This window comes from Candidatus Accumulibacter contiguus (genome assembly GCF_036625285.1).
GTDB lineage: Bacteria > Pseudomonadota > Gammaproteobacteria > Burkholderiales > Rhodocyclaceae > Accumulibacter > Accumulibacter contiguus.
In genome coordinates this window covers 3,581,213-3,605,351 of record NZ_JAZKUC010000001.1, presented here as the reverse complement: position 1 = coordinate 3,605,351, position 24,139 = coordinate 3,581,213, and the positions used below count along the sequence as shown (strand labels likewise).

Genomic DNA, 24,139 nt, shown 5'->3' with positions numbered 1-24,139 from the left:
CGATGAGCACAAGCAAGCTCCAGGTCCTGCTGGTGGATGATCACGCCGTGGTCCGCGGCGGCTTGCGGCTGATCCTGGATCAGACCGACGATATGGAGGTGGCGAGCGAGGCGGAGGACGCCGAACAGGCGATCCTCATGATCCGCCAAAGCGAATTCGACGTCGCGCTGGTCGATATCGGCCTGCCCGGCAAGGGTGGTCTGGACCTGTTGAAACAGATCAAGACGGAGCGGCCGAAGCTTGCCGTGTTGATGCTCAGCATGTACGCCGAGGAGGTCTATGCCGTACGCGCGCTGAAAGCCGGCGCATCCGGCTACCTGACCAAGAACAGCCCCCCAAGCACGCTCCTCGCGGCAATACGCAAAGTCGCCAGTGGCGGCAAGCATGTGAGCCCCGCGCTGCTGGAGCGTCTGGCGGTCGAGGTGGGGCGAGGCAGGAAATCCGATTCTGAAGCACTTTCGGATCGGGAGATCGAAGTGCTGCGGCGGATTGCCTCCGGAGAGAGCTTGAACCAGATCGCCGAAGCGCTGTATCTCAGTCCCAAGACGGTGACCACCTATCGTGCCCGAATCGTCGAAAAGACCGGGCTGCACAGCAACGCAGAACTCACTCGTTATGCCCTGGAAAAGGGCATGCTCTCTTGAGCCGGGGCGACCGGAATCCAACGCCAAACGAGTCCGGTACCGCTTGTTCGGCGACGAGGCAGCGCGTGTCCATCGGCTGTTCGAGCGTGCATGGCATCGGCACGCTGGCCGTGTAGGGAATTCCCGACGGGTGCAGTGTCGGCGATCGCCTACAGGAAAATTACACGCGTTGCCGATAGTCGATGATTGGTGTGTGCGGGATGATGCGTCCTGGAAATATCGATTCGCGCGAGAAAGAGCTTCTTCCTGGCGCGCCTCAATCACAGAGGAGATCATCATGGATGCCTGCGCATCGACCGCCCTGCAGCACAGCCCCACCCGTTTCCTTCTGGTGGACACGGATAATCTGTTTCTCGACGGCGTGGGTGGCGCGCTACAAGCGAACGAAAACATCGATGTCGTGGCGATTGCCCGTTCCATTGAAGATGCCTACGATTGCACGGCGAGGCACAAGCCTGATGTGATCGTCATCAGCTGGGGAAAGGCGTCGCGGGCTTTTGTGCATGCCGTACTGGCGAACCACTCCTCCGCCCAGACCAAGCCGCTGATCGTGATCGTGCTGCCCCGAGGAATCACCAGCATCCCGGGATTGACCTCGCTGAGTCTCCTGCCCAATGTCGCGCTGCTGGTGCATGAGCAGATCGAGAAGTTGATGCTCCGGCACAACTCGTCGAAGCCCCCTAGGCTACTTCACTGACATCTATTCTGCCAGCATTCCGCCAGCGGCGCACTCGCTGGAGGTGCGGAACATCCCTCGCTGCATGCGTGCTAAGCGCACACCCCCGGCACCGGGCATTTCGATTCACCCTCTTTTGTGACCGAACGTGATGTCAATCCTGATCGTCGATGACTCAGCTGTTGTCCGCGGCATGTTGCGCGAGATGCTCGCGAAGATCGAAGGTGCAGAAGTCGTGGGTGAATTCGAAAGTCCCGCCCCGGCCATCGAAAGCATTCGGAACCACCCGCCGGACGTCGTATTGCTCGATATTCAACTGGTCAACGGCAGCGGGCTGGAGGTCCTGCGTGCGGTGAGCACGGAGCATCCGGGCGTGAAGGTCATGGTCTTCACGAACTTCGCCGAGCCGGTTTATCGCCGGCGGTGCCTGGAAGCCGGAGCTTATGCTTTCTACGACAAGAAGAGCGATCTGCACGCTCTCCGGCAAGCCCTGCAGGGCCTTGCGTCGTTCTGAGAGGCAACCATTACGTTTCACCGTGCTCCTCGTGCGGGTGTCGGTTCGCTGACATTCTCTATCGCCACCGAGCGCCGGAGCGTAAGCCGGAAGCCGTCGTGCGGGTGGATCTGCTCCGCCGTGTCGTCAATGAAGAGGTCGCCCCGCAGGAACTCGACCTTGGCGAGCAGGAAGGGGGAGAGCGCGTCACTATGTTCGAGAATCAACTCCTCCCCCCGTTTCATGGCTTGCGCAAGCGGTCCGTAACGAAAAAGCAGATCTTGCCCTTCCCAGTCTTGCTTGCCGATCAGTTCGTCGAGATCGGTCCGGTCGGTACAGATATGCATCATGACATTTCTCCTTAGAACGAGGCCTCTGCATTGGTTAACGGCTGCGCAGCGATTATGGTTGAGTCGTTTTTTTCGATCTTTTGTGTGCGAACGGCAAAACTTTGCCGGAAATCGCCATTTCACCAAGACAATGTGCAAGCGACACGAATGTGCGCACCAGGGCACAAGCTTGCGGACTTGACGAGAGAGGGCCTGGAATGAGACAAAGCAGGGGTCTCCCGATCGGAGTATGAGCATGCACATCCTTTACCTCGTCCTGTTCCTGCTGCTCGCGGGCTGCGCTCATTCCCCATCGAGGATCGCGCCCGCGACTGTCGACAACCGTCAGCCGGAAGGCGCCGCAGGCGTCAGCGTTCAGCCCGGATGGCACGGCCAGAAGTTTGCCATCGCCACGGCCAATCCGCTGGCCAGCGCCGCCGGACTCACCGTGCTCAAAGACGGAGGAGCGGCGATCGACGCGGCAGTTGCCGCGCAGATGGTGCTGACCCTCGTCGAACCGCAATCCAGCGGCATCGGCGGCGGCGCCTTTCTGCTCCACCACGACGGTCGCCATACGGTCGCCTTCGATGGTCGCGAGACGGCGCCGGCAGCAGTCGGCGAGACACTGTTCGTCCAGGCCGACGGCAAAGCGATGACTTTTCGGGAAGCGATCGTCGGTGGCCGCGCGGTCGGCGTGCCGGGGGCACTGCGGATGCTCGAAATGGCACACGCCGAATACGGCCGCTTACCCTGGGCGAGCCTGTTCGATCCGGCGATCCGGCTTGCCGAGAACGGATTTCCGGTCAGCCAGCGCCTGCACACGCTGCTCAAGGTCGACCCCCACCTCAGGAAGGATCCGCAAGCCGCGGCCTATTTTTACGATGCCGATGGTCAGCCAGTCGCCGTCGGCAGCCTGTTGCACAACCCGGAACTGGCAGAGGTCCTGCGCAGGATCGCCAGACAAGGATCGCGAGCCTTGCACGAAGGTGAGATCGCCCAGGCGATCGTCGACAAGGTGCAGCAACACCCGGAAAACCCTGGCAAACTCACCATGACTGATCTGGCTGCATACCAGCCGCAGCGACGTTCGCCGCTGTGCAGCAGCTATACGCCGAAGCGTGTCGAGCCCCCGCGAAGGTACCTGATCTGCGGTTTTCCTCCACCCGCTTCGGGAGCGATTGCCATCGCCCAGATCCTCGGCATCGTCGATTCCACCGAGGCCGCATTCCTGCCGTTTGCCGACCCGCTCTGGATGCACTATTACAGCGAAGCATCGCGCCTGGCTTTCGCCGATCGCGCCCAGTATGTCGCCGATCCCGACTTCGTCGCCGCACCGGCGGGCAATTGGTACTCATTGATCCAGCCGGACTACCTCGCTGAGAGAGCACGGCTGATCGGCCCAAAGAGCATGCAGGTCGCCCGACCGGGCTCGCCATCGCCGGGACCCGCGAGCCATGCAGCGATGCCCGAACAGCCGGAATACGGCACCTCGCACCTCAGCGTCGTCGACCAGCACGGCAACGCGTTGGCAATGACCACCACCATCGAGGATGCCTTCGGCGCGCGCCAGATGGTGAGGGGATTTCTCCTCAACAACCAGCTCAGCGATTTCGCCTTTACCCCGACCGACGGCAACGGCTTGCCCGTCGCCAACCGCGTCGAGCCAGGCAAGCGCCCGCGCTCGTCGATGAGCCCGACGCTGGTCTTTACCCAGGACAGCGGCGATCTGGTGATCAGCGGCGGCTCACCGGGCGGCGCATTGATCATCCACTATACTGCCAAGCTGCTCTACGCGATGCTGAACTGGGGGCTGGCGCCACAGCAGGCCATCGACCTGCCCAATTTTGGTTCCTTGAACGGCCCGACGCTGCTCGAGGAAAAGCGCTTTTCTCCGTCCTTTGTCGAAGCGCTCAAGGCCAGAGGCCACGTGGTGAACGAAGTCGGCATGAACAGCGGCTTGCAAGCCATCGAGAAGACCTCGGGCGGCTATGCCGGTGGTGCCGATCCGCGGCGTGAAGGCAGGGTGCTTGGCGAGTGATGGCCGCGTCTCGACACCCTCACCGATGCCAGCAGCAGCGAGCAACGGCGCCGATCTGCCGCCCGAATCGGCGTGCTGACCGCAGAGTCACCCGCAGGACCGGCGCGCTACACGACGAAACAGTTTTCCTTGAGGAAGGCCAGGGCCTCGCCGAGTGTGCTATCGGAGGTGTCGAGCAGATAGGTCTCCGCCTCCTGGAAAAATTCATTCCATAGCCTTTCCAGGCCGTCCTGCATCTCATGGGGCGCACAGGCACGGATGAAAGCGAGCACCGGCTCTCGCTGGAATCCGTCGGTACGGACCTTGCGGATCAAGGCTCTCGCTACGGCTCGCGTCAGAGCGGGTTTGGGGAGCATGTCGGCAGCGATGCAGACAAAAATCGTCAGCAGCGAATCATCGTCGGTCTTGCCACCAGTAATCTTTTGCCATTTCTTCGAGACCGCTGCATCGAAAAGACTGGCATCTTCGAGATCAAAATCCCGCAGAAAATACCCTTTCTGAACAAGCTCTTCCAGCAGTTTGTCGAGCGGGTACGAGGTATCGAGAATCCTTGGCAGGTCCTCGGTTTCGACTTCCTGCAGATACCGTCTGGCAATCGCCTGGTACGATTCAGGCAGTATCTGGAATACCTCCCTGATTCGCTTTCTGCCCTTCGCCGGTACCCCCTTCTTCCTGATTGCCTCAAGGATGCTGACGAAACCGGCGGCATTGGGGATTGCAGGCGGGCTGTTCCCAGCAAGATGGACGAGCATGGCCGTACGCAAGAAGGATCCAACGGGCACCATCGAAAGGCTGGCAGGGGCCACGCCAAGGTGTTCGGCAAACCAGAGTGCTGCTGAAATCGCCAGGTGATACTCCCGCCTGTGTTCGCGGGTGAGTCGATATTCGGCCAGATCCCTCAGCGACCAGTCAGCCAGGAACTCCCTTTGGGACCTCTCGTCCACGCTGCCAATGACGTCGCACTCGGGCATTGCCCAGAGCGCTTTGAGCATTTCCGATCCGCCCCGCGAATGCGACAGAAAAGTGTTGTCCCGCAGCGAGCGTGCTGCTTTGTCGAGATCACCGCCGCTGCGGTCCAGGAGGAACAGGCTGACGAGATTAACGATCCGCGTACGCGCCTCTTCGATATTCGGCCGCAGGTACTGTGTGCCGAAATACTCGGCAATCTGCAGCATCCCTTTCGGTGCATCGTTCAGGATATGGGCGACCCTGTCCTGGTTGATGATCCCGTTCTGCACCCCGTAAACGAGCGCCTTTTCGAAAAACGGCCGAGTGTCGAAAACGGCGACTTCGTGGCGGCTAGGCGGCATGGGCGGTGACATCCTTCTTGTGGCCTACAGCGCGGACTCTTCCTCCGGCTCGGCAGGAGGCCTGTTCGCAGGGCTCGACGGCGCAGAGCCAGCCGGCGCGAGTCCTTCGGCCCTGGCACGCGCACGCAGGATCAGCAGGACATCGCGAAAGATCTCCGGGTGTTGGTAACGGAGCGTCCACGCCAGTTCCATCCAGTCGTGATCGTTGACTTCGCTGTGGGTCAGGAAAGGACGATTGACGCCGGGATCGGCGAGCGCGTCCAGACGCTCCTCGTCGGTCATGTCGTCAGCAGATTCGTCGGCGTCGGCGAAAAAATCAAAGGTTGCCGTCTTGAAGAAATGCTCGATGTTTTCGCCACGCTCGCAGAGATAATCGGCCAGCACCTCGCAGCCACCTTCGATCTCACCGATGGCCTCGATGAACTCACCGGGATCGCTGCCGGCCCGGAAGACCACCGAATTGATCATGCCGTGCAGTCGCTCATGACTTTGGTCGCCGTAACGCCGTTCAAGGACGATCGCGCGGGCGAACTGCTCTGGGGAGACCAACAGGTTCACTACCGATTCCCGAGATGAATCGAAGTCGCGCAGGACGGCCAGCAGGTCCTTCGCTGGAAAATCGTCGAGAGCCACTACCAGGGCATCGTCACCATCGCTTTCCACCAGCGAAGACAGAGCAGCCTCGGCACCGACAATATCGCCGACCTGGATCAGTCTCCCGGCTTTCACCAGCACCGGATGGCTCATCAGTGATCCCCCGAAAATCGATCTTTCCGATCAAAACCCTGTTCGGCAAGCCAGTCGGCGCCCGCCTCTTCGAGGTCGAGGTCGTCATCGAAGTCCCGGTCGTTCTGGTCGCCATCGCCGTCAGCATCGCCGCATCCGCTCGTCGGCCGCTGCTGAGCTGGTTCCGATGAACTCGCAGATCGCCCTTGCAGATATTCCAGGCCGGCGGTCACCACCATGAACTGGTCGCCGTTCGGGTCCTTGAGGACGAGTTCGGCGAGCGCTTCAGCCCAGGGTTCCAGGGTCACCGAGGTCAGCAGTGTTGACCAGGAGGGCAGGTCTTCGGGCTCCTGCGCGACCACATCCCGCATCACCTCCGGACTGGCGAAACGCATGCCGCCGTGGAAGGCGACGGCAACCATTTCCGGGTTGCACTCGATCATCGGCAGGAGTTGCGCGAGTTGTCCGCGCTTTGCCTTGAGCCGCTTGGCCAGAACATCGTGCCCCGCCGAATCGGTCATCAGGTCGTCGATCTCGGCGCCATAGGCGGACTTCAGATCTTCAAAGAATAGCGACAGCCTCACTGCAATACTCCTTCCAGATAATTTTTCCAGATCTCCCGCGCCGTTTCCAAAGGCTTCTCAAGAAGATTGCGACGTCGGTTCTCATCATAGACATGCCGGCACCTGGTGTCGGAAAGTGTTTCGTAGGCTTCCTGAACGTCGCGAAAGCGATCGGTCGCCTCGGGAGCCTTGTTGCGGTCAGGGTGAAGCAGCAAGGCTTTCTTGCGGTAGGCGATCCTGACTTCTTCGCTTGAGGCATCGCTGGCGATTCCGAGTATCGCGTAATAGTCCTTCATGCTTCCTGATCGGCTTTCTGATCGAGACGGTCGTTTCCAGACACCTCAGCTACCGGACATCGCCCGGGAAAGGCCGAGACGCTGCCACAGGGTAGTGGTCAGCTCCACCTGGTTGAGCGTGTAGAAATGCAGGCCGGGCGCACCACCAGCCAGCAACTTTTCGCAGAGCGCAGTGACCACATCCAGGCCGAAAGCGCGGATCGACAGCGTATCGTCCCCGTAGCTTTCGAGCCTTTTCCTGACCCAGCGCGGTATCTCCGCGCCACAATTGTCGGAGAAGCGGGCGAGGCTGCTGTAGCTGGAAATCGGCATGATGCCGGGAACGATCGGGACATGGATACCGACTGCCTGGCATTCGTCGATGAAGTGCGCGTAGGCGTCGAAGTTGTAGAAGTACTGCGTGATCGCCGAATCGGCACCGGCTTCAAGCTTGCGTTTGAAAGCCAGGAGGTCGTCCATCGGACTTTTCGCCTGCGGGTGATACTCCGGATAGGCCGCGACTTCGATATGGAACCAGGCGCCCGTTTCGGCACGGATGAACTCGACGAGCTCGTTGGCATAGCGAAAGGTGCCCGGCCTGGCCATACCCGACGGCAGGTCGCCACGTAGAGCGACGAGGTGGCGAATACCATGTGCCCGATACTGTTCGAGAATACTGCGAATACTGTCTCGGGTCGATCCGATGCACGACAGATGCGGAGCCGCCTGGTGGCCTTCACGCTGGATTTCGAGCACGGTGTCGAGCGTACGGTCCCGCGTCGAACCGCCAGCGCCAAAAGTGACCGAAAAAAACCGGGGTTTCAGGAGCGCCAGGCGGGCACGCGCGGCCCGCAACTTCTCCGCCCCCTCCGGGGTTTGCGGCGGAAAAAGTTCAAGGCTGAAGACAGGTGTCTGCGGTGTCATGACGAGTTCCTGCTCTTGCCGGTGGGCAACAGTGAGGAAAGAATGGACGAGAAAATGCTGTAGAGAACTGCGCCAAACACTCCCGGCCAAAAGCCACCGACGACGAAGCCCTCCAGCATCGAACCGGCCAGCCAGAACATCAGGCCGTTCACGACGAAAAGGAAGAGCCCCAGCGTCAGCAGCGTGACCGGCAACGTCAGCAAAACCAACAGAGGACGCAACACGGCGTTCACCAACCCGAGCACCAGCGCGGCGATCATCGCCGATCCGAAAGAAGCCACCTCTATCGATGGCATCAGGTAGGCGACGGCAAGCAGCGCAATGGCGTTGAGCAGCCAGAGCAGGATCAGTCGCATGGCGGCTCCCTGTCGAGGTGAATGTCAGTAGCGATATTGGTCGGACTTGTAGGGGCCTTCCTTCGCCACACCGATGTAGGCGGCCTGCTGATCCGTCAGCTCGGAGAGCTCGGCATTGAGCTTCTTGAGCTGCAGGCGGGCCACCTTCTCGTCGAGGTGTTTGGGCAGCGTATACACCCCGACCGGATAGTCGGCATTGCGTGTAAACAGTTCGATCTGGGCAATCGTCTGGTTGGCGAACGAGGAACTCATCACGTACGAGGGATGGCCGGTACCGCAACCGAGGTTGACCAGACGTCCCTTGGCCAGCAGGATGATGCGCTTGCCATCGGGGAAGATCACATGATCGACCTGCGGCTTGATCTCTTCCCAGACGTAAGCCTCGATCGAGGCGACGTCGATTTCGTTGTCGAAGTGGCCGATGTTGCAGACGATCGCCTGATCCTTCATCCGGGCCATGTGCGCATGGGTGATCACGTGGTAGTTGCCGGTGCAGGTGACGAAGATATCGGCCTTGTCGGCCGCGTAATCCATGGTCACCACGCGGTAGCCTTCCATGGCTGCCTGCAAGGCACAGATCGGGTCGATTTCGGTGACCCACACCTGCGCGGACAGGGCGCGCATGGCCTGCGCCGAGCCCTTGCCGACATCGCCATAGCCGGCGATCAGGGCAACCTTGCCGGCGATCATCACGTCGGTGGCGCGTTTGATGCCATCGACCAGTGACTCGCGGCAACCGTAGAGGTTGTCAAACTTCGACTTGGTGACCGAGTCGTTGACATTGATCGCCGGGAATTTGAGTTCACCCCTGGCGTGCATCTGGTACAGGCGATGCACGCCGGTGGTGGTTTCCTCGGTCACCCCCTTGACCGCTGCCAGGCGCAGCGAGTACCAGGTTGGGTCGCTAGCCAGTCTGGCCTGGATCGCAGCGAAGAGAATCGTCTCTTCCTCGGAGGTCGGACTGGCGAGAACCGACGCGTCGCTTTCGGCCCGTGCACCGAGGTGCAGGAGCAGCGTCGCATCCCCCCCATCGTCGAGGATCATGTTGCTGTAACCCGCATCCGGCCATTCAAAAATGCGGTGGGTGTAGTCCCAGTAATCTTCCAGCGACTCGCCCTTGACGGCAAAAACCGACACTCCGGAAGCCGCGACGGCCGCAGCGGCGTGATCCTGGGTCGAAAAGATGTTGCACGAAGCCCAGCGCACTTCGGCACCGAGGGTGACCAGGGTCTCGATCAGTACGGCGGTCTGAATCGTCATGTGCAGCGAACCGGTAATGCGCGCGCCCTGGAGTGGCCTGGCGGCAGCGAATTCTTCGCGAATCGCCATCAGGCCCGGCATTTCGGTTTCGGCGATACGGATTTCCTTGCGGCCCCAGTCGGCGAGGCCGAGGTCAGCAATCACATAGTCTTGGGTAACAGCATCCGACACGGTAAGGCTCCTTGAGAACGGTGACCGGGAGACGGAAGCTGTCGGGCATACCTGCTGAGGGACTTCAGCCTGTGCCCACCCATCTCCTCGTGCCCGGCACGGGTTGGTTGGATGAGCGCCGTTTGAAGAATCCGAGCCTGAAACTGTCGGACGACAGCCCTGCAGCGCTCCTCGGATTATTTGGCAATTATAACCCGGCTTGGGGAGCTTAGCCCAAGTTTAACGTGCGCCGTGTCAAGGCGCTGTCTTTCAGCGGGTGCGAATCCCGCCCGGCAACTTTCGCTCCGGCCGGTAGCAACTGGAGCAGTCGTGGAGGTAACGAAGCGGCTGAAGCCTCTGGTGTAGAGGGTTCTGTAAGGAACTTGGCGAACATGCAGGCCGTAATGTGAATGAACACTGAGCAGGCCTCGAAAAAGGTAATGCGGAAGCCGACCCGCCGTGAATACGGGGAAGGCCGATGTCACATGAGTACGGTCACTGATCGCGATGGCGTTTGGTGGTTTTTTGGTCAAGTAGCGTGATGGACGGCAGGTGACCCCCCTCGGGGAACTTGAACAAACGTGCCCTTTGGGGGAGTCTCCGGTTACTAAGGCATTAAGCAAAAATAACTTGAACAATGCAACGCTCTAACAATATGTTTTTGCTATATTTTTTTATCAATATGTTCAAGTTAATATTGCTCGCCTCCTAAGCCAAGAGACCATTCAAGTGTGCCACGCCCTAGTGCAATCGCCCCCGTTTTTTCTCCTTTTACTGCGCATTGACGAAGAGTTGGCCGAAGAGGCACGCTCAGGAGGGTGCGCGTGTGGAGGTGTTCTTCACCGCGCCAACTACCCGCGCAAACCACGCGCTTGTCCGAAAGAGGTTCGATCGGCTTACGAGTCGCGCTTCAGCTTCTGCTGCAATCGCTGTCGGCGGCGTACGACGTCAAGATCCGTGCGTTTCCTGGGCCGGCGTGTGTATCTCGGGCTGGCGGTGGTGCTGGGGTCTGCCCGGCATGCCGGGCAGACCCCAGCGGCGGCGCGGCTTTCCGGGATGCTGGACATTCCGGTACGCACCCTGCAACGTTGGCGGGAGTGGTGGCAGAAGCAATTTCCACTGACCCAGCTTTGGCAAGCCAGCTGTGCACGGTTCATGCCCCCGGTAGCGACCGACTTATGCCCTGCCAGTCTGCTCGAACGGTTTGCAGGGTCTGCCGAAGAAGCGCTGATGCGACTCCTGGTCTTTCTGTCCCCGCTGACGGTGAAGCCGATCAACTTGCGTGAGGGCCGGTGATCACCCGCAGAAGATGGCGATAGGCAGATTGGTCGAGGTTTTGTAGCCTTCATTCCCGGTTCTGGCGCCGTCGGCGCCGCCTCACTGGGAAACTCTCTTGAGTTCTTTTATCGATCCACCGAAACGTGATCGCTGGGCGCGCTTGCGCTTCTCGATCATCGGGTCCTTGCTGGCCGCACCACCCGCTGTCGGCGAACTACAGGCCGCGTTGAGCACGCTCGCCGTCAAATCCTGGCGACATCCTATCTCCGGCCTCGAGGTGTGCTTTGGTCTGTCGACGCTGGAGCGCTGGTACTACGCGGCACGACGTTCTGCCGATCCGGTGGCCAGTCTCAGAGACCGGCTGCGCGGCAACATCGGTCGCTTCCCCAGCCTCCTGCCCGCGGCCGTCGAGGGCCTGACGCGCCAGTACCGTGAGCATCCCGGCTGGACAGCGCAACTTCACTTCGACAACCTGCGCGTCGCCTTGGCCAGCAGCGACACGCCGTTGCCGTCCTACCCCACGGTTCGACGCTACCTCAAGGCGCAGGGGATGTTCCGCCAAGCTCGTCCGATACGCGCCACTGACGGCGCGTTATTGGCTCGCGACCGGCTCGACCGGCTGGAGGTCAGGAGTTTCGAGGTCGATCATGTGTCGGCACTCTGGCACCTCGATTTCCATCACGCCAAACGCAAGGTGCTGACGCGCACCGGGATCTGGGTCAAACCCCTGCTGCTCGGGGTTCTTGACGACCGCTCGCGCCTGGCCTGCCACTTGCAGTGGTATCTCGACGAGACGGCCGAGAGCCTCATTCACGGGCTGTCGCAAGCCTTCATGAAGCGCGGATTGCCACGCGCCCTGATGACCGACCACGGCGCCGCCATGCTGGCGGATGAGACCGTTTCCGGCCTGGCTTCCCTGGGGATCGTTCATCAGACGACGCTTCCTTATTCGCCTGATCAGAACGCCAAGCAGGAGTCGTTCTGGGGGCGTGTCGAGGGGCGATTGATGGCCATGCTCGAAGGTGAAGAGTCCCTGACCCTGGAGTCTCTCAATCAGGCGACCCAAGCCTGGGTCGAACAGGAATATCACCGAACGATCCATTCCGAGATCGAGACGACGCCGTTGGAGCGCCATCTTGCCGGACCCAACGTGCGGCGCGATTGCCCGAGTTCCGCGGCACTCTCTGCCGCGTTTCGCGTCGAGGTGACGCGCCGGCAACGCCGCTCCGATGGCACGGTCAGCTTGGCCGGCGAGCGCTTCGAGATTCCGGCACGCTATCGCCATCTCGTTGTGGTGCACCTGCGTTACGCCCGCTGGGATCTGACCCGGGTCGATCTGGTCGATCCTCGGACCGGCGCCGTGCTTTGCCCGATCCAGCCGCTCGACAAGTCCGCCAACGCCGATGGCCAGCGTCGGCGCCTGACCCCGGTGACCCTCGATCTGTCGCCGCTACCGCCTTCGGGCAGGGCCCCCTTGCTCCACCAGTTGCTTGCCGAATACGCCGCCACTGGCCTGCCGCCCGCGTATTTACCTCCCCTCGACAAGGACCCCGCATGAACCAGAAACTCCTCGCTCTATACGGCCTGAAGTGGAATCCTTTCTCCCCAGAATTGCCGATCGAGGCCATCTATGTGCCGCCCAGGATCGAGAACTTCTGCTGGCGGATCGAGCATGCTCAGATCCGGGAAGGGGGCTTCGCGATGATCCATGGCGACCCCGGTACCGGGAAGAGCGTCGTTTTGCGCCTCCTGGCCGAACGTCTCGCGCGCTTGCCCGATGTCACGATTGGCGCGATCAATCATCCGCAGAGCAACCTGGCGGACTTCTATCGCGAAATGGGCGATATCTTTGCTGTACCCTTGCGCCCGCACAACCGCTGGGGTGGCTTCAAGTCCTTGCGTGAGGTCTGGTTTGCCCATCTGGAGACGACCCGTCGGCGAGCCGTGCTGTGGGTCGACGAGGCCCAGGAGATGAGTCCGGCGGCGCTTTGCGAACTCCGTCTTCTGGCCAGCGCACGCTTCGATTCGCAGCCGCTGTTGTGTGTGGTGCTCGCGGGTGACGCACGCCTGATCGAGAAACTGCGGCGTGAGGAACTGATCCCGCTCGGCTCTCGCATCCGAACCCGACTCACCACCGAGCATGCAAGTCGTGAAGAGCTGCTGGCCTGTTTAAACCACCTCCTGGCGGGCGCTGGTCACGCGAGTCTGATGACGCCGATGCTGCAGCAGACGCTGGTTGATCACGCCGCAGGCAATTACCGCATCCTGACCACCCTCGCCGCCGAGCTGCTGGCGGCTGCGGCGCAGCGTGATCTCCCACAACTCGATGAGAAGCTTTACCTGGAAGTCTTTGCCCAACCCGAGAGACCCACGCCGCGCCGTGTCGCGGCAGGTCGCTGATGACCGAAGGAAACTGCTCATGCGAACCGATTCATTCTCCGTTGAAATTGGCCTGCCGCCCCTCTCCGATGAGGCCGCCGTCGAGATGGACGACTTCCTCATCGACTTCCTGGGTCTCTTCGAATCCCACTATGGGGATCAGATTCGCCGTTTCTACCAGGATCGATCCTTCGGCAACCTCGCTGATCTCCGTCCGCGTTCCCGCCTTCCAGACGACGATCCCCCTTTCTGATGAAATTCAGGAAGGTCCGGCGCTGCAATCGCTCTATCCGAACGTTACGGCGTAACGATCCACAGAAAGGTAGGTATGGCCAAGAGCAATGCACAACGACAGGCGGACTATCGAGTACGTCACTTCAAAGATGAAGGCAAAGGTAAGCGCTTGAATCTCGTTCTTGATCTCCACGCCAAGTGTGCCCTGGAGCGCCTGGCATTCTGTTACGGCGTAACGCAACGCGAGATTCTTGACGGTCTTCTTCGTCAGGCAGAGGGCGACGTTGCGGACCGTGCCTCACAGCTTCCCAATGGGCTGAGCGACTACTACGAAAAACACCGACGATTAGCCCAGGAATTCGTTACGCCGTAACGCTAGCGTACTCTCATCCAGTTTGCGCAGACTCGCTGGAGACTGTTGCTTGACAGGGGGGCGAGCCCCGTGAATCGCGGGCGGAAGGGAGTCAAGGGGACCGTGGAATAAATGCCTGCTTCTGGCGTTTATGCCGCGAAAGCCCCTTGATGCCCTGAAGGCCGCCAACACTCAAGGCAGTGGTCGGGGATGTTTCTTCATCCCCGGCGGCTGCCACACGGCGAGTGCGGGGTCTGGGGCAGCGCCCCAGGGTGTGTTCTCGCCCCTCCTTGGCTAACGCGCAGATACGGTAACCTTCCTTCATTCTCGCCAACAGCCGATCGGGATGACGTCCGGGCATCGGAATGGCCAAAAACCGTTACCACCAACCATCACCGTACGTGAACATCGCAACATCAAATCCGCTGACCGCACTCACACAGGCGAATGCGAGCGAAACGCAGTCTGTGGTTCCGCCGGGGGATTGGTGACGGCATGTGTGGAAGAGGAAGGCAGGCGCAACACGGGAAGCCCCATCCCGTGGTCAAGCGCAAGACCAACCGGACGCCCGCGAGGGACAGGCCGGGCGAGATGGGGTGGCGGAGAGGCCCGTAGTACCGTTGAAGTCGGGTAATGCCGATGGAGGAAAGGGGCCTCAGTTCAAGACCAACGCAAGAAGCGGGAAGGGACAGGAGATTGGGAAACCTACACACACTCCAGAAATGTTCAGAGACTGCGGATGGCGTTACATGCTGAAGCGAAGGAAGAACTCAGGCACTGAACAGGTGCTCGGGAAACTGGCGGAGCCAGCAAGGCATGGGATCAATACCCAGGCCGATTACGGCTGCGACAGTGGTTGTGCAAGGTTCTTGGCAAGGGGAAGGCGTTACCTCAATCAGTTCTTCAACAAGCGGTTGGGACTGGCCAATTTGCCGGCAAGAAGAACCCATGACCTTCCGTGGGCGAAAGCGTGATGTCTTGTCCGAGAGCCGGATGCGGGAGATCCGCCTGTCCGGTTCGATGAGCGGGATGTGGAAACGGGGCTATGGCCAGGCTACTTGGGCACCGGCAAACGAAAGGGACGGAAACAGACAAGCTGAACCTACGGCTACCGCGCCACATCTCGACTCTACATCCGGGATAGAAACATCTATTTAATCAGCTAGTTGCGAAGGTGCAGTTTTTTTGTAGTGCAAAATAGCCTTATAACACATTGATTGTAAGGATATTTTTTGCATGTTAAACTCCGGTTAACAAACGTAAACACTCTACCCAGACTCAAGGAGATATAACGTGGTAACCATCAACATCAAAGATATAGTGGTTGGCGAGTCCGACAGTTACGCCGACATTGTCGTCAGCCTGAGCGCCCCAGCACCGAGCCTGGTGACGGTGAACTACGCGACGGCCAATGGCACGGCGACCAACAATGGCTTCGACTATGAGACGGCGAGTGGCACGCTGAACTTTACTGCGGGCGAAATGACCAAGGTGGTGCGAGTCGCGCTGTCGGAGTACTCGGGCGTCGAGGGTCTCGAGTACTTCAGATTCAACCTGAGTTCACCAACGAACGCGGTCATTGGGCAGAGGTCGGCGATGGTGTCGATCGTCGACGATGACACGGTGGTCGACACACCGCACGTATTTGTGCGTGACGTGGTCGTCGATGAAAAGGCGGGTACGGCCGGCTTCGTGGTGATGCTGGGTGGTCCGACGGGGCAGAGCAGCAACAGTACCGTAACGGTGGACTATGCAACCGCTGACAGTACGGCGATCGCCGGTAGCGATTACGTGGCGAAGAGCGGGACGCTGACCTTCGCGCCTGGTGATTCGGTGAAGACCGTCGTGGTGGATATCATCGACGACGCGGTGGCCGAAGGGCGGGAGCGCTTCGGCCTCAACCTGAGTAACGCCTTTGGAGCGACGATCGTCGATGATAACGGGCTGGCCGAGATCGGCGCCAACGATGCGGCGGCCTCGTCGCAGCCGCGCATCAGCGTAGCGGAAAATCTGGTCGTCGGCGAGTCCGATGGTTACGTCGATATCGTCGTCAGTCTGAGTGCTCCGGCGCAGAACGTGGTGACGGTGGACTACACGACGGCCAGTGGTACGGCGAATGACAATGGCTTCGACTATGAGAAGGCTAATGGCACGCTGAACTATGCAATCGGCGAAACGACCAAGGTGGTGCGAGTCGCGCTGTCGGAGTACTCGGGCGTCGAGGGTCTCGAGTACTTCAGATTCAACCTGAGTTCGCCGACCAACGCGGTCATTGGGCAGAGGTCGGCGATGGTGTCGATCGTCGACGATGACACGGTGGTCGACACACCGCACGTATTTGTGCGTGACGTGGTCGTCGATGAAAAGGCGGGTACGGCCGGCTTCGTGGTGATGCTGGGTGGTCCGACGGGGCAGAGCAGCAACAGTACCGTAACGGTGGACTATGCAACCGCTGACAGTACGGCGATCGCCGGTAGCGATTACGTGGCGAAGAGCGGGACGCTGACCTTCGCGCCTGGTGATTCGGTGAAGACCGTCGTGGTGGATATCATCGACGACGCGGTGGCCGAAGGGCGGGAGCGCTTCGGCCTCAACCTGAGTAACGCCTTTGGAGCGACGATCGTCGATGATAACGGGCTGGCCGAGATCGGCGCCAACGATGCGGCGGCCTCGTCGCAGCCGCGCATCAGCGTAGCGGAAAATCTGGTCGTCGGCGAGTCCGATGGTTACGTCGATATCGTCGTCAGTCTGAGTGCTCCGGCGCAGAACGTGGTGACGGTGGACTACACGACGGCCAGTGGTACGGCGAATGACAATGGCTTCGACTATGAGAAGGCTAATGGCACGCTGAACTATGCAATCGGCGAAACGACCAAGGTGGTGCGAGTCGCGCTGTCGGAGTACTCGGGCGTCGAGGGTCTCGAGTACTTCAGATTCAACCTGAGTTCGCCGACCAACGCGGTCATTGGGCAGAGGTCGGCGATGGTGTCGATCGTCGACGATGACACGGTGGTCGACACACCGCACGTATTTGTGCGTGACGTGGTCGTCGATGAAAAGGCGGGTACGGCCGGCTTCGTGGTGATGCTGGGTGGTCCGACGGGGCAGAGCAGCAACAGTACCGTAACGGTGGACTATGCAACCGCTGACAGTACGGCGATCGCCGGTAGCGATTACGTGGCGAAGAGCGGGACGCTGACCTTCGCGCCTGGTGATTCGGTGAAGACCGTCGTGGTGGATATCATCGACGACGCGGTGGCCGAAGGGCGGGAGCGCTTCGGCCTCAACCTGAGTAACGCCTTTGGAGCGACGATCGTCGATGATAACGGGCTGGCCGAGATCGGCGCCAACGATGCGGCGGCCTCGTCGCAGCCGCGCATCAGCGTAGCGGAAAATCTGGTCGTCGGCGAGTCCGATGGTTACGTCGATATCGTCGTCAGTCTGAGTGCTCCGGCGCAGAACGTGGTGACGGTGGACTACACGACGGCCAGTGGTACGGCGAATGACAATGGCTTCGACTATGAGAAGGCTAATGGCACGCTGAACTATGCAATCGGCGAAACGACCAAGGTGGTGCGAGTCGCGCTGTCGGAGTACTCGGGTGTCGAGGGCCTCGAGTACTTCAGATTCAACCTGAGTTCGGCGACCAACGCAGCCATTGGGCAAGGCTCGACAACGGTGTCGATCGTCGACGACGACACCGTGCTCGACACGCCGAGCATTTTCGTCAGCGACGTGGTGGCTGACGAAAAGGTCGGTACGGCCAGCTTCGTCGTGAGGCTGGGGGACACACAGGACAAGCAGGGAAGCTCGTCGAACAGCACCGTGACGGTCGATTACACAACGGCTGATGGTACGGCGATCGCCGGCGGCGACTACCTGGCCAGCAACGGAACACTGATCTTTGCCCCTGGGGACTCGGTCAAGACCGTGGTGGTGGATCTCGTCGACGACAACCTCACCGAGTTGGCGGAAAACTTCCGACTCAACCTCAGCAATGCGACGAATGCAGTGATCGCAACCCCCAGTGCTTCGGCTACGATCATTGCCAATACGGGGGTCACGGATACCACGGCGCCAACGGTCTTGAGCTTTAACCCGACTGACGGCGCCACCGGAGTGGCCCCCGGCAGCCATATCGTCCTCACTTTCAGCGAGTCGATCGCCCGCGGCACCGGCAGCATCGTTCTCAAGACCGCCGCCGGTGCGACGATCGAAAGCTTCGACGCCGCGACCAGCAACCGGCTGACCCTCTCTGGCAGTACGCTGACCATCGACCCGACCAGCGATCTGGCCAACGGCACCAACTATTACCTCACCTTCGCCGCCGGAACGGTCAAGGACCTGGCGGGCAATGCCTATGCAGGCATCACGACCTACGACTTCACCACCGCCACCGGTACGCCGCCCGCCCCTTCATACACCGTCCCCGGCACCCTCGGCAACGACTTCTTCATTCCCTCCGCCGGCAACAACTATCTGGGCGGCGGAGGCAACGACACCTACGTCCTCAGCCCCCATACGCTGTCCGGTGCCGTCACCGCCAAGATCACCGACACGGAAGGCAACAATGTCATCCAGCTCGTCGACGGCATGACGATCAGCGCCAGCAGCTTCTACGGCAATGCGGCGCAACTGACGCTCGCCAGTGGGGCCATCGTCCAGATCCTCGGCGCCTCGGCGTTCAGCTATCAGGTCGGCGCCAACGCGCCCGCCGGTGACACCGCCACCACCCAGACCTATTCCCAGTTCGCCGCCACCCTGGGGGCTTCCGTACCTACCGGCCCGACCCCGGTTCCCGGCACCGCGGGCTACGTCGTTCCCAGCGGTTTCACGCAGGCTCCAACGCTCACCCCGGCCATTGCCGGAAGTACCTTCACGGTCCCCGGCACGCTCGGCAACGACTTCTTCATTCCCTCGGCGGGCGACAACTATCTGGGCGGCGGCGGCAACGATACCTACGTGATCAGCCCGATGACCTTGTCCGGTACCGTTACCGCCAAGATCACCGACACCGAAGGCGTTAATGTCGTCCAGTGGGTCGACGGCATGATCCTCACCGCCAGCAGCTTCTACAACGACGCCGCGCAATTGACGCTCTCCACCGGCGCCAAGGTGCAGATCCTGGGGGCGTCGAAGTTCCACTTCCAGCTCGGCGCCAACGCGCCCGCCGGTGACACGGCCACCAGTCAGACCTATGCCGAGTTTGCAAACACCCTGGGGGTGACCCTTCCGGCAGCCGGTGGCGCTCCGGTCAGCGGTACCCCCAACTTCGTCGTCCCGAGTAGCGGCGGCTCCGCCTTCACAGTGGTCGACCTCAGCTCCGGCACGGTGACGGCGAGCGCAGCGGCGGAAGAATTCCGCTACGACTTCCAGATCGTGGGCGGTCGAATCACCAAAGCAGGAGATGGCGAAGTGACCATCCACGGCTTCGACGTCGTCAAGGACAAGCTGGTGTTCGTCAATACGACCAATCATACGGTCTATAGTGAGGCCGAGTTCAAGGTGCTGCCAGGCGTGTCTGTCGCCGTGGATCCATTCGGTAACAACACTTCGATCTATCTCGACCCGGCCTCCGGTGTCACAGGAGGAGTCACCCTGACGGGGATTGTCGATGCGTCGCTGTCGCTGATCGTGGTCGAGACGATGTAGAAAATAGGGTGCGAATGAAAGTGTTGGGCGGGGCGTTGGTTTTTAAGCAGCAATTCCCGGCATGATATAACAAATTGATTTATATCGGTATTTTTCGCACCAAATCTGTGCATGCAATTTGGGAACTATTTGTAATCAATGGCTTGAACAACTTATGCCGGGAATTGCTGGGCTCTCGCAATTAACGCAACGATGACGATTATGAAAGGGAGCAACGATGACTACTTTGATTGGCACAAATGGCAACGACATCCTTACCGGTGGTAAGGGCGATGACTATCTTTATGGCGAGGGTGGCAGCGACAGCCTGGCAGGTGCTGAGGGCTACGACAACCTTTACGGAGGGGTCGGTAACGATACTTTGGATGGTGGTGCAGATTACGATTCCGTGGGGTACTCCTCGGCTCTGTCCGGGGTGACGGTTAACCTGGCGTTGGGAACGGCGACTGGCGGCGAGGGCAACGACACGCTCATCAGCGTCGAGAGTGTCAGCGGCAGTAACTACGACGACACGCTGATTGGTAATGCTGACTCCAACTCTCTTTATGGTAACGGCGGTAACGACAGCCTGGCCGGTGGTGAAGGCTACGACAACCTTTACGGAGGGGCCGGTAACGATACTCTGGATGGTGGTGCAGATAACGATTCCGTGGCGTACTACTCGGCCCCGTCCGGGGTGACGGTCAACCTGGGGTTGGGAACGGCGACTGGCGGCGAGGGCAACGACACGCTCATCAGCGTCGAGAGTGTCAGCGGCACTAACTACGACGACACGCTGATTGGTAATGCTGACTCCAACTCTCTTTATGGTAACGGCGGTAACGACAGCCTGGCCGGTGGTGAAGGCTACGACAACCTTTACGGAGGGGCCGGTGACGATACTCTGGATGGTGGTGCAGATAACGATTCCGTGGCGTACTACTCGGCCCCGTCCGGGGTGACGGTCAACCTGGCGTTGGGAACGGCGACTGGCGGTGAGGGCAACGACACACTCATCAGTATCGAGAGTGTCAGCGGCAGTGACCATGACGACACGCTGATTGGTAATGCTGACTCCAACTCTCTTTATGGTAACGGCGGTAACGACAGCCTGGCCGGTGGTGAGGGCGACGACAACCTTTACGGAGGGGCCGGTAACGATACTCTGGATGGTGGTGCAGATTTCGATTCCGCGGAGTTCTACTCGGCCGCGTCCGGGGTGACGGTCAACCTGGCGTTGGGAACGGCGACTGGCGGTGAGGGCAACGACACGCTCATCAGTATCGAGAATGTCACTGGTGGTTACTACGACGACACGCTGACTGGCGATACCGGAAACAACGTGCTGAGCGGCTCCGACGGAAATGATTTCCTCTATGGTGGGAAGGGAGATGATGCACTGTATGGTGGGAAAGGCAACGACACGGCAAGTTACGACCAGTCGTTTGCCAGTTACACGATCACGACTCCGTCTGGGGTGACGGTCAACCTGGCGTTAGGAACGGCGACTGGCGGCGAGGGCAACGACACGCTCATCAGCGTCGAGAGTGTCAGCGGCACTAACTACGACGACACGCTGATTGGTAATGCTGACTCCAACTCTCTTTATGGTAACGGCGGTAACGACAGCCTGGCCGGTGGTGAAGGCTACGACAACCTTTACGGAGGGGCCGGTGACGATACTCTGGATGGTGGTGCAGATAACGATTCCGTGGCGTACTACTCGGCCCCGTCCGGGGTGACGGTCAACCTGGCGTTGGGAACGGCGACTGGCGGTGAGGGCAACGACACACTCATCAGTATCGAGAGTGTCAGCGGCAGTGACCATGACGACACGCTGATTGGTAATGCTGACTCCAACTCTCTTTATGGTAACGGCGGTAACGACAGCCTGGCCGGTGGTGAGGGCGGCGACAACCTTTACGGAGGGGCCGGTAACGATACTCTGGATGGTGGTGCAGATTTCGATTCCGCGGAGTTCTACTCGGCCGCGTCCGGGGTGACGGTCAACCTGGCGTTGGGAACGGCGACTGGCGGCGAGGGCAACGACACGCTCATCAGCGTCGAGAGTGTCAGCGGCACTAACTACGACGACACGCTGATTGGTAATGCTGACTCCAACTCTCTTTATGGTAACGGCGGTAACGACAGCCTGGCCGGTGGTGAAGGCTACGACAACCTTTACGGAGGGGCCGGTGACGATACTCTGGATGGTGGTGCAGATAACGATTCCGTGGCGTACTACTCGGCCCCGTCCGGGGTGACGGTCAACCTGGCGTTGGGAACGGCGACTGGCGGTGAGGGCAACGACACACTCATCAGTATCGAGAGTGTCAGCGGCAGTGACCATGACGACACGCTGATTGGTAATGCTGACTCCAACTCTCTTTATGGTAACGGCGGTAACGACAGCCTGGCCGGTGGTGAGGGCGACGACAACCTTTACGGAGGGGCCGGTAACGATACTCTGGATGGTGGTGCAGATTTCGATTCCGCGGAGTTCTACTCGGCCGCGTCCGGGGTGACGGTCAACCTGGCGTTGGGAACGGCGACTGGCGGTGAGGGCAACGACACACTCATCAGTATCGAGAATGTCACTGGTGGTTACTACGACGACACGCTGACTGGCGATACCGGAAACAACGTGCTGAGCGGCTCCGACGGAAATGATTTCCTCTATGGTGGGAAGGGAGATGATGCACTGTATGGTGGGAAAGGCAACGACACGGCAAGTTACGACCAGTCGTTTGCCAGTTACACGATCACGAGCCTTTACGGTGGCAAGGATGGGTCTTCTTTTTTACAGTATCATTTGATATCCAATTCGACGCTCGAAGGCTCAGACACGATTGGTTCAGACGTCGAGTTCTTACAGTTCTCTGATGGGAGGGCCTCTCTCAATAATGGCGTCATAAGCTTCATCCCCGGGGGGACGACGACCTACAGCTTGGCTGCCAATGCGGCGACTGGCAACGAGGGATCGAGCGCAGTTTTCACCCTTACGACCACGGGTGTCGCGAACGGTACGGTCTTGTCGTATGTCCTGTCCGGCACGGGCATTACTGCGGCCGACGTGACGGGTGGTGCGCTGACGGGCAATGTCACCGTGAACGACAACGCGGCGATTATTACCGTAGCACTGGCCAATGATCTGACGACGGAAGGCGTTGAGACGCTGACCGCCTCGATCAGTGGCACCGCCGCCACGGCATCCACGAGTATTGCCGATACCAGCACCAGCCCCACGCCCGCTACCTCGTATACGGTCCCTGGCACCTTGAGCAACGACTTCTTCCTTCCGTCCGCCGGCAACAACTATCTGGGTGGCGGTGGCAACGATACCTACGTCATCAGCCCCCATACGCTATCCGGTGCCGTCACCGCCAAGATCACCGACACGGAAGGCAACAATGTCATCCAGCTCGTCGACGGCATGACGATCAGCGCCAGCAGCTTCTACGGCAATGCGGCGCAACTGACGCTCGCCAGTGGGGCCATCGTCCAGATCCTCGGCGCTTCGGCGTTCCGCTATCAGGTCGGCGCCAACGCACCCGCCGGTGACACCGCCACCACCCAGACCTATTCCCAGTTCGCCGCCACCCTGGGGGCTTCCGTACCTCCCGGCTCGACCCCGGTTTCCGGCAGCGCGGACTACGTCGTTCCCACCGGCTTCACGCAGGCGCCAGCGCTCACCCCGGCCGTTGCCGGCCCCGCCTTCACGGTCCCCGGAACGCCCGGCAACGACTTCTTCATTCCCTCGGCGGGCAACAATTATCTGGGCGGCGGCGGCAACGACACCTACATCATCAGCCCGATGACCTTGGCCGGTGCCGTCACCGCCAAGATCACCGACACCGAAGGCGTTAATGTCGTCCAGTGGGTCGACGGCATGACCCTCACCGCCAGCAGCTTCTACCACGACGCTGTACAACTGACCCTCTCCACCGGCGCCAAGGTGCAGGTCCTGGGGGCGTCGAAGTTCCACTTCCAGCTCGGCGCCAACGCGCCCGCCGGTGACACGGCCACCAGTCAAACCTATGCCGAGTTTGCAAGCACGCTGGGAGTGACCCTTCCGGCAGCCGGTGCCGCTCCGGTCAGCGGTACCCCCAACTTCGTCGTCCCAAGCGGCGGCTCCGCCTTCACGGTCGTCGACCTCAGCTCCGGCACGGTGACGGCGAGAGCAGCCGCGGAAGAATTCCGCTACGACTTCCAGATCGTGGGCGGTCGAATCACCAAAGCAGGGGATGGCGAAGTGACCATCCACGGCTTTGACGTCGTCAAGGACAAGCTGGTATTCGTCAATACGACCAATCATACGGTCTATAGCGAGACCGAGTTCAAGGTGCTGCCAGGCGTAGAGATCTCTTCGGATCCCTTTAGCAACAACACTTCGATCCATCTCGACCCCGCCTCCGGTATCGCAGGAGGAGTCACCCTGACGGGGATTCAAGATGCGTCGCTATCACAGATCGTAGTCGAGACGATGTAGAAAACAGAAAAGCAGACCTTTCTTGAAGTCAT

At 60.3% G+C, this 24,139-nt stretch carries 19 protein-coding genes and 1 riboswitch; of the genes, 11 read left to right on the top strand and 8 right to left on the bottom strand.

Features of this window, described 5'->3' with window-relative positions:
* Positions 1–2 precede the first annotated feature (2 nt).
* The 3 genes from V5B59_RS16990 to V5B59_RS16980 all read left to right on the top strand — a co-directional run bounded on the left by V5B59_RS16990 (position 3) and on the right by V5B59_RS16980 (position 1,834).
* Positions 3–644: a response regulator gene (locus tag V5B59_RS16990; protein ID WP_169072041.1), complete on the top strand. Its 642-nt coding sequence runs from the start codon at positions 3–5 to the stop codon at positions 642–644.
* Between the two features lie 277 nt (positions 645–921).
* The gene (locus tag V5B59_RS16985) at positions 922–1,341 is read left to right on the top strand and encodes a hypothetical protein (protein ID WP_332352060.1); all 420 of its coding nucleotides are present in this window, start codon (positions 922–924) and stop codon (positions 1,339–1,341) included.
* A 130-nt stretch (positions 1,342–1,471) separates the two neighbouring features.
* Complete coding sequence (locus V5B59_RS16980; RefSeq protein WP_169072039.1) at positions 1,472–1,834, top strand: response regulator; 363 nt, start codon at positions 1,472–1,474, stop codon at positions 1,832–1,834.
* A gap of 17 nt (positions 1,835–1,851) precedes the next feature.
* On the opposite strand, the gene V5B59_RS16975 is transcribed toward V5B59_RS16980, so the two are convergent.
* Positions 1,852–2,163, bottom strand: a complete 312-nt coding sequence (locus V5B59_RS16975) for a hypothetical protein (protein WP_332352058.1) — start codon at positions 2,161–2,163, stop codon at positions 1,852–1,854.
* Positions 2,164–2,392: 229 nt separating this feature from the next.
* On the opposite strand from V5B59_RS16975, the gene ggt reads away from it, so the two are divergent.
* On the top strand, positions 2,393–4,180 hold the full coding sequence (gene ggt, locus V5B59_RS16970; RefSeq protein ID WP_169072038.1) for a gamma-glutamyltransferase: 1,788 nt from the start codon (positions 2,393–2,395) through the stop codon (positions 4,178–4,180).
* 107 nt (positions 4,181–4,287) lie between these two features.
* Here the strand turns inward: ggt and V5B59_RS16965 are convergent, their stop codons facing one another.
* From V5B59_RS16965 to ahcY, 7 genes are read right to left on the bottom strand one after another with little or no spacing between them, the layout of a single operon-like run.
* Positions 4,288–5,490, bottom strand: coding sequence for a hypothetical protein (locus V5B59_RS16965; RefSeq protein ID WP_169072037.1), 1,203 nt, complete (start codon positions 5,488–5,490; stop codon positions 4,288–4,290).
* Positions 5,491–5,514: 24 nt separating this feature from the next.
* Positions 5,515–6,237 (bottom strand): hypothetical protein, encoded by a 723-nt coding sequence (locus V5B59_RS16960; protein ID WP_034915568.1) that lies wholly within the window; start codon positions 6,235–6,237, stop codon positions 5,515–5,517.
* Positions 6,237–6,800: a hypothetical protein gene (locus V5B59_RS16955; RefSeq protein ID WP_169072036.1), complete on the bottom strand. Its 564-nt coding sequence runs from the start codon at positions 6,798–6,800 to the stop codon at positions 6,237–6,239. Before V5B59_RS16955 ends, V5B59_RS16960 begins: the two co-directional genes overlap by 1 nt.
* The gene (locus tag V5B59_RS16950) at positions 6,797–7,075 is read right to left on the bottom strand and encodes a DnaJ domain-containing protein (RefSeq protein ID WP_169072035.1); all 279 of its coding nucleotides are present in this window, start codon (positions 7,073–7,075) and stop codon (positions 6,797–6,799) included. Before V5B59_RS16950 ends, V5B59_RS16955 begins: the two co-directional genes overlap by 4 nt.
* A 45-nt stretch (positions 7,076–7,120) precedes the next feature.
* Positions 7,121–7,978 carry a methylenetetrahydrofolate reductase [NAD(P)H] gene (gene metF, locus V5B59_RS16945; protein WP_169072034.1) on the bottom strand — a complete coding sequence of 286 codons (858 nt, stop codon included), beginning with the start codon at positions 7,976–7,978 and terminating at the stop codon, positions 7,121–7,123.
* Entirely contained in the window at positions 7,975–8,334 is a 360-nt protein-coding gene (locus V5B59_RS16940) for a phage holin family protein (RefSeq protein ID WP_034915577.1), read from the bottom strand. Before V5B59_RS16940 ends, metF begins: the two co-directional genes overlap by 4 nt.
* Before the next feature lie 24 nt (positions 8,335–8,358).
* On the bottom strand, positions 8,359–9,765 hold the full coding sequence (gene ahcY, locus V5B59_RS16935) for an adenosylhomocysteinase (protein ID WP_169072033.1): 1,407 nt from the start codon (positions 9,763–9,765) through the stop codon (positions 8,359–8,361).
* A 106-nt stretch (positions 9,766–9,871) separates the two neighbouring features.
* Positions 9,872–9,944, bottom strand: a riboswitch (S-adenosyl-L-homocysteine riboswitch).
* A gap of 757 nt (positions 9,945–10,701) precedes the next feature.
* Between ahcY and V5B59_RS16930 the strand changes: the two genes are divergently transcribed.
* The 7 genes from V5B59_RS16930 to V5B59_RS16900 all read left to right on the top strand — a co-directional run bounded on the left by V5B59_RS16930 (position 10,702) and on the right by V5B59_RS16900 (position 24,107).
* Positions 10,702–11,040, top strand: a complete 339-nt coding sequence (locus V5B59_RS16930) for a hypothetical protein (protein ID WP_308240219.1) — start codon at positions 10,702–10,704, stop codon at positions 11,038–11,040.
* Between the two features lie 97 nt (positions 11,041–11,137).
* A complete protein-coding gene (locus V5B59_RS16925; RefSeq protein ID WP_169072235.1) occupies positions 11,138–12,580 on the top strand; it encodes a DDE-type integrase/transposase/recombinase in 1,443 nt (480 codons plus the stop codon).
* Complete coding sequence (locus V5B59_RS16920) at positions 12,577–13,422, top strand: ExeA family protein (protein ID WP_169072236.1); 846 nt, start codon at positions 12,577–12,579, stop codon at positions 13,420–13,422. The genes V5B59_RS16925 and V5B59_RS16920 overlap by 4 nt, the downstream gene beginning before the upstream one ends.
* A gap of 19 nt (positions 13,423–13,441) precedes the next feature.
* Entirely contained in the window at positions 13,442–13,654 is a 213-nt protein-coding gene (locus tag V5B59_RS16915; RefSeq protein WP_169072237.1) for a hypothetical protein, read from the top strand.
* 75 nt (positions 13,655–13,729) lie between these two features.
* Complete coding sequence (locus tag V5B59_RS16910; RefSeq protein ID WP_169072209.1) at positions 13,730–14,008, top strand: hypothetical protein; 279 nt, start codon at positions 13,730–13,732, stop codon at positions 14,006–14,008.
* 1,272 nt (positions 14,009–15,280) lie between these two features.
* The gene (locus tag V5B59_RS16905; protein ID WP_332352057.1) at positions 15,281–19,639 is read left to right on the top strand and encodes a Calx-beta domain-containing protein; all 4,359 of its coding nucleotides are present in this window, start codon (positions 15,281–15,283) and stop codon (positions 19,637–19,639) included.
* A gap of 217 nt (positions 19,640–19,856) precedes the next feature.
* On the top strand, positions 19,857–24,107 hold the full coding sequence (locus V5B59_RS16900; RefSeq protein WP_332352056.1) for a beta strand repeat-containing protein: 4,251 nt from the start codon (positions 19,857–19,859) through the stop codon (positions 24,105–24,107).
* The last annotated feature ends 32 nt before the right edge of the window (positions 24,108–24,139 follow it).

Bases quoted from the DNA above. Each gene is read 5' to 3' on its own strand.
- V5B59_RS16990 (WP_169072041.1), top strand. From the start codon at position 3: ATGAGCACAAGCAAGCTCCAGGTCCTGCTGGTGGATGATCACGCCGTG.
- V5B59_RS16985 (WP_332352060.1), top strand. From the start codon at position 922: ATGGATGCCTGCGCATCGACCGCCCTGCAGCACAGCCCCACCCGTTTC.
- V5B59_RS16980 (WP_169072039.1), top strand. From the start codon at position 1,472: ATGTCAATCCTGATCGTCGATGACTCAGCTGTTGTCCGCGGCATGTTG.
- V5B59_RS16975 (WP_332352058.1), bottom strand. From the start codon at position 2,163: ATGATGCATATCTGTACCGACCGGACCGATCTCGACGAACTGATCGGC.
- ggt (WP_169072038.1), top strand. From the start codon at position 2,393: ATGAGCATGCACATCCTTTACCTCGTCCTGTTCCTGCTGCTCGCGGGC.
- V5B59_RS16965 (WP_169072037.1), bottom strand. From the start codon at position 5,490: ATGCCGCCTAGCCGCCACGAAGTCGCCGTTTTCGACACTCGGCCGTTT.
- V5B59_RS16960 (WP_034915568.1), bottom strand. From the start codon at position 6,237: ATGAGCCATCCGGTGCTGGTGAAAGCCGGGAGACTGATCCAGGTCGGC.
- V5B59_RS16950 (WP_169072035.1), bottom strand. From the start codon at position 7,075: ATGAAGGACTATTACGCGATACTCGGAATCGCCAGCGATGCCTCAAGC.
- metF (WP_169072034.1), bottom strand. From the start codon at position 7,978: ATGACACCGCAGACACCTGTCTTCAGCCTTGAACTTTTTCCGCCGCAA.
- V5B59_RS16940 (WP_034915577.1), bottom strand. From the start codon at position 8,334: ATGCGACTGATCCTGCTCTGGCTGCTCAACGCCATTGCGCTGCTTGCC.
- V5B59_RS16920 (WP_169072236.1), top strand. From the start codon at position 12,577: ATGAACCAGAAACTCCTCGCTCTATACGGCCTGAAGTGGAATCCTTTC.
- V5B59_RS16915 (WP_169072237.1), top strand. From the start codon at position 13,442: ATGCGAACCGATTCATTCTCCGTTGAAATTGGCCTGCCGCCCCTCTCC.
- V5B59_RS16910 (WP_169072209.1), top strand. From the start codon at position 13,730: ATGGCCAAGAGCAATGCACAACGACAGGCGGACTATCGAGTACGTCAC.
- V5B59_RS16900 (WP_332352056.1), top strand. From the start codon at position 19,857: ATGACTACTTTGATTGGCACAAATGGCAACGACATCCTTACCGGTGGT.